Origin of the sequence: Rhodococcus sp. IEGM 1406 (genome assembly GCF_030056745.1) — a bacterium.
Lineage (GTDB): Bacteria > Actinomycetota > Actinomycetes > Mycobacteriales > Mycobacteriaceae > Rhodococcus_F > Rhodococcus_F erythropolis.
Genome location: NZ_JASHKO010000001.1, coordinates 950,485 through 966,525, shown reverse-complemented (window position 1 = coordinate 966,525; position 16,041 = coordinate 950,485). Strand labels below are relative to the sequence as shown.

At 62.6% G+C, this 16,041-nt stretch carries 16 protein-coding genes; 5 read left to right on the top strand and 11 right to left on the bottom strand.

Annotated features, from left to right (window positions below):
* Nucleotides 1-55: 55 nt before the first annotated feature.
* From QM596_RS04680 to QM596_RS04665, 4 genes are all read right to left on the bottom strand, one after another.
* The gene (locus tag QM596_RS04680) at nt 56-376 is read right to left on the bottom strand and encodes an SHOCT domain-containing protein (protein WP_019745273.1); all 321 of its coding nucleotides are present in this window, start codon (nt 374-376) and stop codon (nt 56-58) included.
* 24 nt (nt 377-400) lie between these two features.
* The gene (locus QM596_RS04675) at nt 401-829 is read right to left on the bottom strand and encodes a DUF6325 family protein (RefSeq protein ID WP_019745274.1); all 429 of its coding nucleotides are present in this window, start codon (nt 827-829) and stop codon (nt 401-403) included.
* Between the two features lie 70 nt (nt 830-899).
* Nucleotides 900-2,171, bottom strand: a complete 1,272-nt coding sequence (locus QM596_RS04670) for an MFS transporter (RefSeq protein WP_054827066.1) — start codon at nt 2,169-2,171, stop codon at nt 900-902.
* A 45-nt stretch (nt 2,172-2,216) separates the two neighbouring features.
* On the bottom strand, nt 2,217-3,212 hold the full coding sequence (locus tag QM596_RS04665; protein ID WP_019745276.1) for an aldo/keto reductase: 996 nt from the start codon (nt 3,210-3,212) through the stop codon (nt 2,217-2,219).
* A 101-nt stretch (nt 3,213-3,313) separates the two neighbouring features.
* Here QM596_RS04665 and QM596_RS04660 point away from each other — a divergent pair, with 101 nt between their 5' ends.
* Nucleotides 3,314-3,871, top strand: coding sequence for a TIGR03086 family metal-binding protein (locus QM596_RS04660; RefSeq protein WP_020970773.1), 558 nt, complete (start codon nt 3,314-3,316; stop codon nt 3,869-3,871).
* Here the strand turns inward: QM596_RS04660 and QM596_RS04655 are convergent.
* From QM596_RS04655 to QM596_RS04645, 3 genes are all read right to left on the bottom strand, one after another.
* On the bottom strand, nt 3,868-5,142 hold the full coding sequence (locus tag QM596_RS04655; RefSeq protein ID WP_283308252.1) for an alkaline phosphatase family protein: 1,275 nt from the start codon (nt 5,140-5,142) through the stop codon (nt 3,868-3,870). The genes QM596_RS04660 and QM596_RS04655 overlap by 4 nt on opposite strands.
* Nucleotides 5,139-6,827, bottom strand: coding sequence for an alkaline phosphatase D family protein (locus tag QM596_RS04650; RefSeq protein ID WP_060937992.1), 1,689 nt, complete (start codon nt 6,825-6,827; stop codon nt 5,139-5,141). Before QM596_RS04650 ends, QM596_RS04655 begins: the two co-directional genes overlap by 4 nt.
* Before the next feature lie 103 nt (nt 6,828-6,930).
* Nucleotides 6,931-7,272, bottom strand: a complete 342-nt coding sequence (locus tag QM596_RS04645) for a hypothetical protein (RefSeq protein WP_019745280.1) — start codon at nt 7,270-7,272, stop codon at nt 6,931-6,933.
* A 142-nt stretch (nt 7,273-7,414) separates the two neighbouring features.
* On the opposite strand from QM596_RS04645, the gene ilvD reads away from it, so the two are divergent.
* A complete protein-coding gene (ilvD, locus tag QM596_RS04640; RefSeq protein ID WP_020970776.1) occupies nt 7,415-9,109 on the top strand; it encodes a dihydroxy-acid dehydratase in 1,695 nt (564 codons plus the stop codon).
* A gap of 13 nt (nt 9,110-9,122) precedes the next feature.
* Here the strand turns inward: ilvD and QM596_RS04635 are convergent, their stop codons facing one another.
* The gene (locus tag QM596_RS04635; protein WP_283308249.1) at nt 9,123-9,779 is read right to left on the bottom strand and encodes a S1 family peptidase; all 657 of its coding nucleotides are present in this window, start codon (nt 9,777-9,779) and stop codon (nt 9,123-9,125) included.
* Between the two features lie 74 nt (nt 9,780-9,853).
* A complete protein-coding gene (locus QM596_RS04630) occupies nt 9,854-10,573 on the bottom strand; it encodes a DUF6319 family protein (RefSeq protein ID WP_003940205.1) in 720 nt (239 codons plus the stop codon).
* Nucleotides 10,574-10,734: 161 nt separating this feature from the next.
* On the opposite strand from QM596_RS04630, the gene QM596_RS04625 reads away from it, so the two are divergent.
* Nucleotides 10,735-11,880 (top strand): adenylate/guanylate cyclase domain-containing protein, encoded by a 1,146-nt coding sequence (locus QM596_RS04625; protein ID WP_113682549.1) that lies wholly within the window; start codon nt 10,735-10,737, stop codon nt 11,878-11,880.
* A 4-nt stretch (nt 11,881-11,884) separates the two neighbouring features.
* Here QM596_RS04625 and QM596_RS04620 read toward each other — a convergent pair whose 3' ends face one another.
* Nucleotides 11,885-12,535: a TetR/AcrR family transcriptional regulator gene (locus QM596_RS04620; RefSeq protein ID WP_019745284.1), complete on the bottom strand. Its 651-nt coding sequence runs from the start codon at nt 12,533-12,535 to the stop codon at nt 11,885-11,887.
* A gap of 56 nt (nt 12,536-12,591) precedes the next feature.
* Between QM596_RS04620 and QM596_RS04615 the strand changes: the two genes are divergently transcribed.
* The gene (locus tag QM596_RS04615) at nt 12,592-14,136 is read left to right on the top strand and encodes an MFS transporter (RefSeq protein WP_283308248.1); all 1,545 of its coding nucleotides are present in this window, start codon (nt 12,592-12,594) and stop codon (nt 14,134-14,136) included.
* Here QM596_RS04615 and QM596_RS04610 read toward each other — a convergent pair.
* The gene (locus QM596_RS04610) at nt 14,124-14,636 is read right to left on the bottom strand and encodes an Lrp/AsnC family transcriptional regulator (protein ID WP_003939810.1); all 513 of its coding nucleotides are present in this window, start codon (nt 14,634-14,636) and stop codon (nt 14,124-14,126) included. The two genes, QM596_RS04615 and QM596_RS04610, sit on opposite strands and share 13 nt — an antisense overlap.
* Before the next feature lie 195 nt (nt 14,637-14,831).
* Between QM596_RS04610 and hppD the strand changes: the two genes are divergently transcribed.
* A complete protein-coding gene (gene hppD, locus QM596_RS04605) occupies nt 14,832-16,037 on the top strand; it encodes a 4-hydroxyphenylpyruvate dioxygenase (protein WP_007732631.1) in 1,206 nt (401 codons plus the stop codon).
* Nucleotides 16,038-16,041: the final 4 nt, after the last annotated feature.

Below are 16,041 nucleotides of genomic sequence, written 5' to 3'. Positions count from 1 at the left end.
ATGCTCAATTGTCCAGTGTGGTAAACCCGTTCAAGGCTTCAAGAACCAGCAGGCACTAGCTCAGCAACTGCGACTTTGCCGCGGCGAACTCCGCGTCGGTCAACACGCCGGACTGATGAAGCTGACCCAGCTCCTGCAGCTTGGAGACCAGATCGTCCGCGCCAGAAGGGGGAACGGACTGCACGGGTGCGACCTGCGGCGGCGGCTGTTGCTGCTGGTACTCCTGCTGGTATTCCTGCTGCTGCTCGCTGGCCTTCCGTTGACTCCGTCGATCCATGGCGTTGGACGTCGCTTTTGCGGTTCCAGCCACTACCGCAGTGCGCGCCACCGTGCCGAGCAACCCCGGCCGCCCTCTGCGTCCACCTCGAAAAACCATGCCGAACTCCTTGGGTAATTGTCGCTACTGAAATGCTGCTTCGACCGCTGCGACGACTACCTCGCGCGGTACCTGAACGTGAAGGACTACATCGCCGCCGCCGCCGCGAACCGTCGACGCGAGCTCACGCGCCCACGTCTGCTCATAGACGATGACTGCGGCGGACGTTCCTGGTTCGAGTGACTCACGGACCACGTCCAGATCCTCGTCACTGATCAATGCCTTGGCTTCGATGGACAGAATCGCCAGTCCGATCTCTGTGAGATCTTCGTCGACGTCGATCTGTGACACCTGTCCGTCGGCGTCCTTGGCGATGTACACGAGGTCGAGCAGGGTGACAAAACCTCGTTCCACCACGTTTTGCAGCGCGGCGACGGCTTCAGGATCCACAGTGGAACCTGGGAATGCCAGCACCACGAGCTCGACCGGTCCGATGTTCATTGCGTCGTTCATCCATCAAGCCTGGTGGCTCGGACGCTTGGGAACCTCACCCGCAGGGGATGAATTACCCGATGCGATCGAGTTATTTGTTGCGACGAATGACTTCGCGAATCGGCCGTACGTGTACGCCTTCTGCCGCGAGGGCTCGCCGGGCTTTGCCTCGGGTGACGAGCACACCGACGATGCCGAGAATCCAGACCGGATATTGCACCATCCAGGCGACGCGGAATCCGTCGAACGTGTACCCGCCCATGTGTCCGAGGATTACGCCCATCACTTGAATCACGATGAGGGAAGCGAGGAATCCACCGATGTTGACCATGCCCTGTGCGGTGCCCATCGCCGAACTCGGGTTGGACGTACGCGCGTAGTCGAAGCCGATCACCGAACCCGGCCCACCCACCGAGATGACGACCACCAGGATCGTCAACAACCAGAGCGGAGACGGTTCGCTTCGTGAAAGCACGATCGTCCACATGAGCGCGCTGGCGACCATGATGGTGAGAACCAACCACGATCGACGCATGGGATAGCGACCGGTGAGAATGCCGAGTATCGGACCGGCCACGATTGCCGAGATGACCGACAGCGTCAGCAGCGAGCCGACGGTCGCGGAATCGAGGCCCTGAGCCGATTTCAGATACGGCACGCCCCACAGCAGCGCGAACGTCGTGATCGAGAACTGAGTCCCCATGTGGCTGAAGAACCCGAGGCGGGTGCCGGGCCGCATCCACACCGTCTTGATCTGTCGCCCGATCTCCTTGGCGCCGGCCGGCACGGCGACCACGTCGGCACCGGGAGGCGCGTCGCGGATGACACTCAACGCCAGTGCAAACGCCAACAGTCCGACGGCGGCAGCGCTGCCGTAGGCAAAAGTCCAGCCCGGTCCGGACAACAGCAACATGAACGGAAGCGCAGACATCACCTGGCCCAGCTGACCGAGGATGCCCGTGAACTGCGAGACCAACGGCACCTGCCGGGGCGGGAACCACTGCGGTACCAACCGCAACACCGAGATGAAGGTGAGTGCATCCCCGGCACCGACGGCAATACGTGCACCGATCGCGACGGGCAGCGATTCGGTGAAGGCGAGAGCCAACTGCGCGGACATCATGATGAACGCACCGACTGCGATCATGATCCGCGAACCGTAGCGGTCAAGGAGAACTCCCGCCGGAATCTGCATACCGGCGTACACGACGATCTGCAGCACGACGAAGCTCGACAGAACGCTGGGCGAGATCGAGAACCGATCAGCAGCAGACAGACCCGAGACACCGAACGAAGTGCGGTGAAGCACGGCGATCACGTAGGCAAAAACACCGACACCCCAGACCAACCACACTTTTTTCATCGGGTCTGTATGTTACTCCTGTCTTTCGCAAGGCTCAGGACATGATTATTCGCGGCCCTGAGAGACCCAATTCAAATCAGCCGAACGGAAGCCTTCGGTGATCGCGGCGAGGGAGTCGAGGCGAGCGATCTGGTCTTCGCTCAGAACGATGTCCAACGCTCCGGCGTTTTCGGTGACTCGTGCAGCGAACCGCGTGCCGGGAATCGAAACGGAAGGCAACCCGTACTGACGGCCCTTGGCATCGAGCCATGCCAGGGAAACCTGTGCAGGCGTCGCGCCGAGCTCCTCACCGACGGCGCGGACCACGTCGAGAACCTTCTGATTAGCAGGGAGCGCGGAGTCCGAGAAGCGTGGGAAGCGTCGGCGCAGGTCGTTGTCACCGAGCGTCTCCGCATCGAACGATCCCGCCAGGAAGCCTCGGCCCACAGGTGAGAAGGGCACGAATCCGACTCCGAGTTCCGCGGCGGTGGGTACTACCTTGTTCTCGACGTCCCGACTCCAGATGCTCCATTCCGACTGGATCGCCGCGATCGGATGCACCCCGTACGCACGACGCAGTTCATCGCCGGTCGCCTCGGACAGGCCGATGTTGCGGACCTTGCCCGCCTTCACCTGCTCTGCGATCGCGCCGACGGTGTCTTCGATCGGAACGTTCGGGTCGACCCGGTGCAAGTAGTAGAGGTCGACATGATCGACGCCGAGTCGTCCCAGAGACTCGTCGAGTGCCTGCGGTACGTAGGCCGGGTCTCCGTTGATCCCGCGCTGACCGTTGGCGATGTTGCCGACCAGACCGAACTTCGTCGCCAACTGCACTTCGTCCCGGCGGTCTTTGAGAAGCTCTCCCACCGCACGCTCGCTCGAGCCCTCGCCGTACACGTTGGCGGTGTCGATGAACGTGATCCCGATGTCCACCGCATGGTGCAATGTGGCAAGCGCCTCGGCCGGATCCACCGGGCCGTAGACAGGGGCGACGGACATCGCGCCGTATCCCTGGGCGCTGACAGTGAGACCTTCGGCCAGAGTGACGGTGGGGACGGTCATGAAAACTCCTCGATTCGACTAAGCGACAACCTCGACAGTCTTCACCGAATCGAAGCCTCACGCACCGATTAACGTCACGCTGATCGGGTTACCCTCGAGTGATGGCATTCGATTGGCTCGAACTCGTGCTCACCGCCCACCGCGAATTCGGTTCACGACTCGCCGCAGTCGAGGACTGGAACGCACCCACGCCCGACTCCGACTGGCACGTCGAACACCTCGTCCGCCACGTCATCGAGGAGCAGCAGTGGGTACCGCCGCTCCTGGCCGGACTGACGGTCGGCGAGGCGACACCGGACATCGTTCCCGTCGGGGACGACCTGTGGACCGAATGGCAGAAGTACTCCGATGCCGCCATCAAAGCGTGGAAATCGACGGACCTCAGTGCCCACGTTCACCTCTCGTACGGCACGGTGAAGGTGGAACCCTATCTGCGCCAGCAGACCTCGGACGTCACGATCCACACCTGGGATCTCGCGCGAGCGGTCGGAGCAGACGAGCGACTCGATCCAGACCTCGTCGAGGCCGTCTGGTCCGACCTCGACGGGCAGCGCGACATGCTCGCCGAGAGCGGCCTGTTCTCCGCTCCCGTCGATCTTCCTGACGATGCGTCGTTGCAGGACAAGCTGATTGCCCTGACCGGCCGCGATCCTCGTTAGACGTTCAGCGTCACGCCCGTCGTGCGGGCGACGCCGTCCCAGCCGCCGGCAGGTGCACCGAGGCCGAGCAGAGCCGCAACCGTCGGCGCGACGTCGATCGTGCGAGCCTGCGTGTCGATCTTCCGTCCACCGTCGAGAGCGGGATGCCCGCCGCTGAGGAAGAACGGGATGGGCAGTGTCACGAAATGGCCGTGGTTGCCGGGAATCGGGTTGGACAGTGGAGTCGGATCACTGAACCGCCAGCCCTGAGCGCAAAACGCAACGACGTCACCGGCATTGGTGCCGAGATCGAATTCGGCGGGGAGGTGGCTGGATTCGACGCCGTCCACACCATCCACGATCTGCTGAATCCGGCTGACGGCTTCCGCCCGTTCGCCATCGGGTCCGACGAAGTAGATCAGGTCTGCGCCACCGTTCTGGGCGATTCGAATCTTGCCTGCCAGCAACGGGTCCGCGTTCAGCGGTCGATCGAGTCCGATGAGCCGCGCGGGCTCCGACCAGTCCATGGAGTGGTCGGCCAACACGATCAGAATGCTCCGATTCCAGCGACCCGTGTTATGAAGGAAGTCGACGAAGCGGCGAACCTGGTTGTCGGTGTTCTGAAGTGCGGCCGTGCGAGCGATCCGGATGGACGGACCGGACAGATCCAGGTGCCCAACCCGATCGACGTCACCGAGGTTGGTGAACGAGAGCCGCGGCGAGTTCCCGCCGACGATACGGATCAAGGCGTCGATCGTGAAGTTGTCCGGCGCGTGCTCCGTGCCGGGAACGAGCGGCTGAGGATCCCACACCAGTGAGGCGCGGTCACCGAACAGCCCGTGGAGGTAGTGCTTCGACAGCACACTCGCAGTGGTCAATCCGAGTTCGGTGCGCACCCGATCAAGAACCGTCGATGCCTGCAGGTCGGAAGGCCGATCGAGGTCACGCTTCTTGTCGATGGACGGATCGTAGACGGAGTTTGCAGGCACTCCCGAACGCGCCGGCAGCACTCCCGTCATCATCGCCGTGTGATTCGGCAGCGTCTCCGCGATCGTGATGGCGCTGGCGTCCGGGTAGTGAATACCGCCGGCCGCAAGCCCGGTCAGCGTCGGGGTGAGCTCCGATCGCAGCTCGTCCGGACGCATGCCGTCGACGACGATGACATGCACGTCCAGGTCTGGGATGCCTGCGCTGGTGGGAACGCTCGCGCGAGCGGGCGTTCCGAGCAATGCCGTTCCGGCGACAACACTTCCACCGATCAGAACGCTACGACGCGAAACTTCGATACTCACTGGTCGACTCCTGGTCGGTACGAGGCCTGATCGAGGGCGGCCGAAGTGGGCGAGACTCTACTGCCCGCGCCTGCCGGTAGACGGTAGCTCACGGCATAGTGCGCATTGCTCTGTGGATTGGTGAGATCGTCGACGTAGTACCAATCCATCTGAGTACCTTCGCGGGCGATTTCGAATACGCCGAAGCCGTGCGAATCCAGTTCGACGTACCGCACATGTCGGTTCACTGCCTTGAATGCTTCTTCTGCCGCAACGGTTACCGTTCGCGGCGGCACTTTCAGCATGTCGTCGATGTTGGGCGACGTCACCGACGGGACGACGAACTCAGCGCCGACAGTCGGCCCGCCTGGGTAATTCGCGGCATTGGTCGGTAGGTCGCAAGCCCACGACGTGTGGATGTCACCGGTGATGAAGACGGTGTTGTCCACACCGTTCGAGGTGATCGCATCGAAAAGCCTGGTGCGGTCGGCGGTGTACCCGTCCCACTGATCCGTGTTGTACGGGACACCGGCCTGCGGCACTCCCACCAGTTCGGTCAACGCCGCGGTGGTCGCCGGTTCCAGCGGCGGGAACACGCAGGGCGTGATCATGACCGGATTGCCGACGATGTTCCACTGCGTCGGGGAGGTGACGATTCCGCTGGTCAACCAATCCATCTGTGCGCGTCCGGTAATGGTGCGTGACGGATCGTCGACCTGCTTCATCGTCGGCTGCTCGTCGCGGTAGGTACGCAGGTCGAGCATCGAGATCTCGGCCAGATTCCCGAAGCGGAACCGTCGATACAGCTGAACGCTCGAACCACTACCCGACGGGCGGACAGGCATCCACTCGAAATATGCCTTGGCCGAGTTCGCCTTTCGATCTGCCCAATCGCCTTCGATACCGGGAGTGTGATTTTCGGCGCCGTCCCGGTACGCGTTGTCGGCCGATTCGTGATCGTCCCACGTAGTGATGAACGGGAGTTTCAGGTGAAGAGCAGCCAGATCCGGGTCGGTCTTGTACTGCGCGTGCCGAATTCGGTAGTCGGCCAGCGAAATGATCTCGTGGGCCGGCTCGTGAAGGCGAACGGATCCGTTCCGCGCGCCGTACTCCCCCTGCCCGTACTCGTAGATGTAGTCACCGAGATGAATGATCGCGTCGAGGTCTTCGCGGAATGCGAGGTGGCGATAAGCACCGAAATATCCTGCTTCCCAGTTGGAGCAGGACACGACGCCGAAGCGGAGACGATCGAGATCTGCCGAGTTCGACGGAGCCGTGCGGGTGCGTCCCACCGGAGAAACAGCCGAACCCGCAGTGAATCGGTACCAGTACGTCGTCGACGAATCGAGTCCGGTGACGTCGACCTTCGCGGTGTGATCGGATTCTGCCGAAGCAGCAACACTTCCCGACGCCACAACGCTCGCGAACCCCTCATCGGTCGCGACCTGCCAGTTGAGCGTCACCGCCGCCCCGACGCCCGAACCTGGCGTTGCGTCTGCCGTTGGGGTGATGCGGGTCCAGATGATCACGGCATCCGGCAACGGGTCACCGGATGCCACGCCGTGCGCGAATCCCGGGCTGCCACCCGGAACCTCGGCACCGGCGTGGCTCGCCGAAGCGACACCGAGACCTACTGCGCCGGCGAGAGCCGCCGATCCCTGCAGTAGGCCACGTCTGGATATTCGATCGAAGGCATTCGTGTGCACGCTAGGAGTGAACCCGCACCTGAACGGCCGTTCAAGAGAGCTTCGGGATGTTCACCCAGGCTTCGCCTGCGATTCTCTGAAAGTTTGACCGAGTCGATCCCGATCACAACCGGTAGTCGAGGGCCGAGCCTCGAACCACACCGACCTTGACTCCGATGTAACCGCCGAGTGCACCCCCGGCCGCGATCAGGATCCAGAACGCCGGCGGAATCAGAGCCTCGGACCCGTCGATCTCGGAGAACGCGGAATAGCCGGCGATCAACGCACCGAACAGCACAGGCAGTATCAGCAGTGCGGCAAAGAAAGTCACCCACACCGATACGAAGCGGCCCTTCCACCGGGCAATCTCGTGCAGAACCGTCAGAACAACCAGGAAGACACCACTACCGGTCAAGACGGCCGCCAGAACTGCAAACCCGAAAGCTGAAATCAGTTCCGACTCCACCTGAATCCCCCTGTACGTCAATCACCTGCACACTCAGCCCCGACTGCGATGCGACGAGTCTATTCACGACGGACGACGTCTGTTGGCAACTCGAGTCGCTCGTCTGCCGGAAAGACATCCTGCTGACGCCTATGCTTGGAAAATGACCGAACCCGACATCAAGCCCAGAAGTCGTGACGTCACCGACGGACTCGAAAAGACCGCAGCGCGCGGCATGTTGCGTGCAGTAGGAATGGGTGACGACGACTGGGTCAAGTCGCAGATCGGCGTCGCCTCGTCCTGGAACGAGATCACACCGTGCAACCTGTCCCTCGATCGCCTGGCCAAGGCCGTCAAGGAAGGTGTCCGGGAGGCCGGTGGATTCCCCCTCGAATTCGGCACCATCTCCGTTTCCGACGGCATTTCGATGGGTCACGAGGGCATGCACTTCTCCCTCGTCTCCCGTGAAGTGATCGCGGACAGCGTCGAGACCGTCATGCAGGCCGAGCGCCTCGACGGATCGGTTCTTCTCGCCGGCTGCGACAAGTCGTTGCCCGGCATGATGATGGCGGCGGCCCGCCTCGACCTCGCCAGCGTGTTCCTGTACGCCGGTTCCACCCTCCCCGGCGTCGCCAAACTTTCCGACGGCAGCGAGCGGGAAGTCACCGTCATCGACGCGTTCGAGGCTGTTGGCGCCTGCTCGCGTGGACTGATGAGCCGCGCCGACGTCGACACCATCGAACGGGCGATCTGCCCGGGCGAAGGCGCGTGCGGCGGCATGTACACGGCAAACACGATGGCCAGCGCCGCCGAGGCCATGGGAATGTCGCTGCCCGGCAGCGCTTCACCGCCCGCACCGGACCGTCGCCGCGACGGATTCGCCCGCGAGAGCGGCAAAGCCGTGGTCGAACTCCTGCGTCGGGGCATCACCGCCAGGGACATCCTCACCAAGGAAGCGTTCGAGAACGCCATCGCAGTAGTCATGGCGTTCGGCGGATCCACCAATGCGGTGCTCCATCTCCTCGCGATCGCGCACGAAGCGTACGTCCCGCTGACGCTCGACGACTTCGCTCGCGTCGGCGCGAAGGTCCCGCACCTCGCCGACGTCAAGCCCTTCGGAAAGCACGTCATGACGGACGTCGACCGTATCGGCGGCGTCCCCGTCATCATGAAGGCATTACTCGACGCGGGACTCATGCACGGAGATTGCCTGACCGTCACCGGCAAGACTGTTGCGGAGAACCTGGCGCACATCACCCCGCCCGATCCGGACGGCAAGGTCCTGCGGGCGATGAACAAGCCCATTCACCCGACCGGAGGCATCACGATCCTGAAGGGCTCGCTCGCTCCCGGCGGCGCGGTGGTCAAGTCGGCAGGATTCGAGTCTGATGTATTCGTCGGCACTGCAAGGGTTTTCGAACGTGAACGTGCCGCAATGGACGCGCTCGAAGACGGGACCATCACTGGTGGCGACGTCGTCGTCATCCGCTACGAGGGCCCGAAGGGTGGTCCCGGAATGCGCGAGATGCTGGCCATCACGGGCGCGATCAAGGGTGCGGGTCTCGGCAAGGACGTCCTGCTGCTGACGGACGGACGATTCTCGGGCGGCACCACCGGCCTGTGTGTCGGACACGTTGCGCCCGAGGCCGTGGACGGCGGTCCCATCGCGTTCGTTCGCGACGGCGACCAGATCCGGCTCGACGTGGGTACCGGACAACTCGAGTTGTTGGTCGACGACTCCGAATTGGAAGTCCGCAAGAAGGGCTGGGAGCCGTTGCCGCCTCGCTACACACGTGGTGTGTTGGCCAAGTACTCCAAGCTCGTGGGATCAGCCTCGGGTGGAGCAGTGTGCGGCTGATCCCAGCTCGCAGCTAGATGGGCCGGTACCCGGCGCCGACGCCTCCGTGGGCATTGATCGTGTCCACGATGGAGGTCATGTTGGTGCCGAGTTCCGGCCCCAGGCACGGTACCCAGAGGTAGGCGTTGACCATCGCGACCAGCGTCGTGCCGACCGTGACCGGGGCTCCCGAATCACCGTGGTCGACGCAGATCTGAGTCCAGGTGGATGCGTCGGCGCTCAGGTCTCCCCAGACGACGCCGCAGGTGGTGCCCGTCGTACGGCCTTCCTTGCAGGCTGTAGCCGGGAAGCTGGCCGGAGCGCCGATCGAGGTGATGGTTGCCGCGCCCACCGTTCGAACTGGTGTGACCTTGCCCGGATCGAACTGGATGACCCCGTAGTCCAGGTCCGGGTTCGACTCGACGAACGTGCCGACCACGCCTGCGTCCTCGTTGCTTTCCGGGATCACGAACGATCCAGGATCACCGCAGTGACCTGCGGTGATACCCACGAGTCTGCCGCCGTTGTCGTGCCCGATAGTGGTCAACGTGCAGACCAGCTGATTGTCGATGATGATGCCCGAACCACCACCCATGGGCGTGGGTGCAGCAACCGCGTTGCTGCTGACGATGAACCCGAGTCCGAGTGCCAAGACCAACGCTGCCAGAGCCGAAACAATTCGCTGCAACATCACAATCTCTCCGCCGGTAATCTCCCCGCTGCAAAAAACGCATACCCCGGAAAGTGCGGACCTACGCAGCGTTTCTAGTCGGTAGCTCCGAGCGCTTCGAGCATCTTGCGTGCCTCCTCGAGTTGACGACTCAACTCGTCGACTCGCGCTGCAGCCATGTCCCGTGCAGCGACGATGATGGACTCGACAGCTTCGATGGCGGTGGGCTCACCCAACTCGCGGACAGCTCGCTCGACTGCATCGGGTGCGACCGGAACTGCTTTGCCCGGACGCTTGGCGCCCTGTGTGACCGTCACGCTCCAGTCGTTGTCCGCGCCCGCATGGATGGTGACGCTGATTCCGGCCGGCAGTTTCTTCGCACGCTTGACGGCCGGACGAGGTGTCGCGGCAGGGGCAGCAGTGGTAGTCGGTACCGGAGCGGGTGCAGGCTGCGCACGCGGCTTCGGTCGAACAGGCTCTACGAGTGGCTCCATCAGGGGCTCGGACTCCACAACTGGTTTGGGCCGTGGCGCCGGTTTGGCCGGTGCCGCGGAGACGCGGTTGATGCGCAATTCTTCTGCCTCGAAAGGTAATTCGTCGTTCACGCCCTTGGGGCGGATCATCACGGTGTTGCCGTCCACCGACACGACTTTCGCCGAGGTACCGGCTTCGATCCCCAGGCTGGGAGTCGCCTCGCGCAGATAGACGGTGGCGCGCTTGCCTTCGGCGACAGCCGTGGCGAGCGCTGCCAGATTGTCCGCAGTGAGGTGATCCGGCGTTGATGCGGCAGCGCCGGAACGTCTACGGGGTGGCATGCGCAGGTCCTTTCAGAAGTATCTCGTGCATTTCAGTATCGACAGTGCTTTTCTCGGGGCAACTCTTGCACAAGCCACCGACGTGTTGACTCTCACCGCCCGCCTGGGCCCGAGGATCCGTAGCCGGTTCGGCCAATTCAGTACTGTTCTCGGGGCACCGCGTGGAAGATGGTGGACAGAAATTCGTTGCGGCAAGAAGGAGCACGGTGAGCAGTTCGGAGTCAGAGTGGATCGACGAGGTCACCGAACCCGCCCCTGCTGAATCTCACGCTGCTGAACCTCACCCTGCTGAGCCGGTCGATGTCGATGCGCATCTGCTCAGCCGGATTCAAGCCGACATCGAGGAGTCCCTCCTCGGCGGACCGCGCTGCTTCACACAGTCGCAGATCGCGGAATTCGCCGGGGTGACACGCGAGCGCGCCGATCGTCTGTGGGTGGCGATGGGCTTTGCCGTCGACGAGGATCCCGACGCGGTCATGTTCACGCAGCAAGACGCCGACGCCCTCAAGACCATCACCGACATGGTCAATCGAGGCGTCATCTCGCAGAACAGTGAGGTGGCAGCTGCCCGTTCTCTCGGACAGTCGATGTCGAGGTTGGCGGAGTGGCAGGTATCGCTGATCAGCACACACATCATCGATCAGCTTGCGGACTCGGTGGATCACGAACCCGACGCCATCAGAAATGTCGTTCTGAGCCTCGGCGCCGAGATCATTCCCGCTGTCGAATCTCTGCAGACGTACGTATGGAAGCGTCACGTCGCGTCGTCGACGGGCCGCAACGTGGGAAACCCGGGCGAAGAAGTCGCGAGTCGTGTTCTGGTGGTGGGTTTCGCCGACATCGTCGGGTACACCTCGCTGACTCGCGGACTCGACTCCGCCGAACTCAACGATCTGCTCGAGCGGTTCGAGTCCGCGTCCACCGAAATCATCGGACGCAACTACGGCTGGGTGGTCAAGACCGTCGGTGACGAGGTCATGTTTGCCGCCGAGAGTCCTCATCACGCCGCCGAGATCGCCTTGCAGATCCAGCAGGCGGTCCTCGCCGATCACGACGATCCACAGCTTCGGGTAGGTCTGGCCATGGGTCCGACGTTGGTTCGCTTCGGAGATCTCTACGGTTCGGTGGTCAACAAGGCCGCGCGCCTGACCAGCTCCGCTCGCCCCGGCACCGTGCTGATCGACTCCGAGCTGGCCACCCAGCTCGGCTCGGACGCCAATTTCAAACTGCGACACCTTCGTCCGCGACGAGTGCGCGGCATCGACCGCCTCGAGCAGTACGTGCTACGACGCAATCTGGAGCCGTGAGCTGTCAGCTCGACACTCCGCGTGCAGCCAGAAAATCGTCCACGATCTGCTCACACGCGGCCTCCCCGAGAGGCGTCAGCGTGGCCAGCTTGGTGAGCACCAAAGGTCCGACCAACTGAGCAAGTGCGACGTCGTAGTCGTACTCCCCCAACGCTTCGATCGCATCCGGTGAGCGCAGGATCCGATCGAACGCGTGACGGTACTGCTCGAAGACCGTCTGGCGCAGCGATCGCAATTCGGGCTTGTCCGTCGACAGCGCGTCGACGCTCGAGTAGCCCTTCAGCTCCGGCCCCAAGCCGAGCCAGCACATCGCCGTCACCTGGATCGGTGCGCTTTCGATGGCCTTGGCCTGACTGGTCAACAACTCGAGCAATTGCGCGCGGAGGTCACCTTCCCCGGACATCTCGGGCACCGGCGGTAAGAGGCGAGCAAATGCCGCGGCGAGTAACTCCGTGCCGCTGTCGAAATGCCGATACAACGTCGCACGTGCGACGTTGGCCAATTTGGTGACGGCATCGATCGTCACCGCGTCCACGCCGCCTTCTGCCAGCAGCTTGGTCGCCGCGTCGAGCAACCTGGACCTGGAACGCTGTTTACGCGGATCCTCGTCGCTGACCTGCTTGTCGATTTCCTGCTTGTCGATTCCCGCCGTCACAACCTCAGTTATACCCACTTGGGGGTTGTGGAACTGCTGTTCTTGTAACGATACTGATGGTCTTGTTTCTATCGGGAGGTTTCGTGAGTAGCGATACGACGCTCGAACAGTCCACGTGGACCATCCGACAGATCTGGATGCTGACGGTCGCGTGCTGCGCCGTCGCGCTGGTCGTCGCAGCGATGGCCGCTCTCAACACGGCCCTTCCCGACTTGGCCCGCGATACCGGTGCAACACAGAGCCAGCTCACGTGGATCGTGGACGGGTACACGCTCACGCTGGCTTGTCTCTTGTTGCCGGCGGGCGCACTCGGCGATCGATACGGTCGACGAGAACTGCTCATGTTCGGACTACTCGTTTTTGCTGCCGGCTCGTCGATTCCGGTCTTCGCGGACGAACCGTCGTGGATCATCGTCTCCCGCGTGATCTCCGGCGTCGGCGCCGCATTTGTCATGCCGGCGACGCTGTCTCTACTCACTGCAGGTTTCCCGCCGGCGCAGCGTGCCCGTGCCGTCGGAGTCTGGTCCGGCGTCGCAGGGTCCGGTGCAATCGCCGGACTCGTCGTCTCCGGGCTACTCCTCGAAAAATGGTCCTGGCATTCGATTTTCGTCAGCCTGGCCGTCGTCTCGGTCCTCATCCTCGTGGTGTCGTTCACGATCGTGACGTCGAAGGACACGGAGGCAACTCCACTCGATCTACCTGGTACAGCGCTGATCGCCGGCTCGATCGGACTGTTCGTCCTGGGGATGATCGAGGCGCCGGCCCGTGGTTGGCTCGATCCGGTAGTTCTCGCGTTGCTGGTCGGCGGAATTGCCATGGCCGCGGTATTCAGCTGGGTCGAATTACATACTCGCCATCCACTTCTGGACGTGAGGCTGTTCGCCAATCGCGCATTCGGCAGCGGCGCAGCGTCACTGACCCTGCAATTCCTGGCGACTTTCGGCTTGTTCTTCCTGATCGTGCAGTATCTCCAACTGGTGCTCGACTACTCCCCCCTGCAATCGGCGCTCGCCCTCATGCCGATCGCTGTGCCGGTGATGGCGCTGTCCGTGGTTGCGCCCCTACTGATTCCGCGTATCGGCCTTCGCGCTCTCACCGCCACCGGTGTTGCCTTCCTCGGAACCGGAATTGCGCTTTTGACGCGCTTGGACGCCAGTTCGACCTACGCCGAAGTCTGTGTCCCCTTGGTAGTAGCCGCTATCGGATTGGGCTTGTCGACAACCCCCGCCACTGCTGCCATCGTCTCCAACGCACCAGACTCCAAACAGGGTGTTGCCTCAGCAGTCAACGACGCAACCCGTGAGATCGGCTCTGCCATCGGCGTTGCACTGGCGGGAAGTATCCTCGCCGCCGGCTATGGCAATCACGTCCAGCCCGCGGTCGACTTGCTGCCCGAACCCGCCAAGGAACCGGTATCCGGTTCTCTGGCCGCCGCTCTCCATGTCGCCGAAGCAGCCGGGCCGCAGGGTGCCCAGTTGGCCGAATTCGCCCGTGAAGCCTTCATCAAAGGCATGGATCAAGGAGCACTCACGCTCACCGCGATCATGTGGGTATCCGCGATCGTTCTGGGATTCTGGGCTCCGGGTCGTCAGCGAGACTGACCGCCTCGTCGGTATGCCGGGGCCTTGGTCGTCTGCTCCGATTGCAGAGTCTGCAGTAAGGGCATCGACCGGAGCGGCACCACAACCGAGAGAACCATGACGCTGGTCGACCGGGTGGCTATCCCCGACCGATTCAGTTCGAGCAGCGTCGCTTGCAAATCCTCGTGCGACGCAGCGGCAATCCGGCACAGCACGTCGCCGGAGCCTGTGGTGGCAAAGGCTTCGAGCACACCGGGGATTGCCTCGAGTTCCGCGGTGACGGTGTCGAGCGCCCCCTGGGCGATCTGCAAAGTCACGAATGCTTGTACTCCGAAACCCGCTGCAGCCAAATTGATGTGCGGCGCGTATCCGGCGATGACGCCCGCATCTTCCATCCTTTTCAATCTCGCCTGCACTGTCGCCCGCGCCACCTTGACCTGACGCGAAAGCTCCAACGCACCGGCCCTCGGGTGCTTGTTCATCGCGTCCAACAGAGCCAGATCCACTGCGTCGAGATTCACGTCTGCTCCACTCGTCGTTCAACTATGCAAATTGCCTACAAAACAGTGCCACCATCTTCGCATTCCGGCGTTGTGTCTACTTTCAACTACCTCCGTTGACTACCCAACCTTTGAAGGACTTATCTGTTTGTACTGGCAGTGCCGAACATAACTCGAGCACCGCGCTGTGTACATCGCACTCAGAGGGGACTCAACATGACCGTCGAACAGACTCTCACCGACGACGAACAGCTGGCCGGCCTGGATCTGGAGCAATTGCGCCAGTTGGTCGGCTTGGTCGAGTACGACAGCGATCACGATCCCTTCCCCGTGAGCGGTTGGGACGGCCTCGAATGGATCGTCGGCAATGCCACGCAGACTTCACATTTCTTCCAGTCCGCGTTCGGCATGGAATTGGTGGCCTATTCAGGCCCGTCGACGGGAAACCGCGACCACCACGCGTTTGTACTCAAAAGCGGGGCCGTGCGGTTTGTCGTCAAGGGCGCTGTGGATCCGGCAAGTCCGCTGATCGAACATCACAGCCGTCACGGCGACGGTATCCGCGACATCGCGCTCAGCGTCCCTGACGTGGACAAGTGCATCGCACACGCCATCACCCAAGGCGCGACGGTGTTGAGCGAACCGCACGACGTCACCGACGAGCACGGCACCGTTCGCCTGGCCAGCATCGCGACGTACGGCGAGACTCGGCACACCCTCGTCGACCGTTCCCGCTACACCGGCCCTTACCTCCCCGGCTATGTCGAACGGACGTCGTCGTACCGCAAGCGTGACGGCGCGCCCAAGCGAATCTTCCAGGCCCTCGACCACGTCGTAGGCAATGTCGAACTCGGCAAGATGGACCAGTGGGTCGACTTCTACAACCGGGTCATGGGATTCACCAACATGGCCGAGTTCGTGGGCGGCGACATAGCCACCGACTACTCCGCGCTGATGAGCAAGGTCGTCTCGAGCGGCAATCACCGAGTCAAGTTCCCACTCAACGAACCTGCCATCGCGAAGAAGCGGTCACAGATCGACGAGTACCTCGAGTTCTACCAAGGTCCCGGCGCTCAGCATCTCGCACTTGCGACCAACGACATCCTCGGAGCAGTCGACGCTCTGGTCGACGAAGGAATCGAGTTTCTCTCCACTCCTGCTTCGTATTACGAGGATCCCGAACTGCGCGCGCGTATCGGAGAGGTTCGAGTTCCGATCGAGGAATTGCAGAAGCGAGGCATCCTCGTCGACCGCGACGAGGACGGCTATCTTCTTCAGATCTTCACCAAGCCGATCGGAGATCGTCCCACCGTGTTCTTCGAGATCATCGAACGCCACGGCTCACTGGGATTCGGACTGGGAAACTTCAAAGCCCTGTTCGAAGCGATCGAGCGTGAGCAGGCCGCGCGGGGCAACTTCTGAGGTA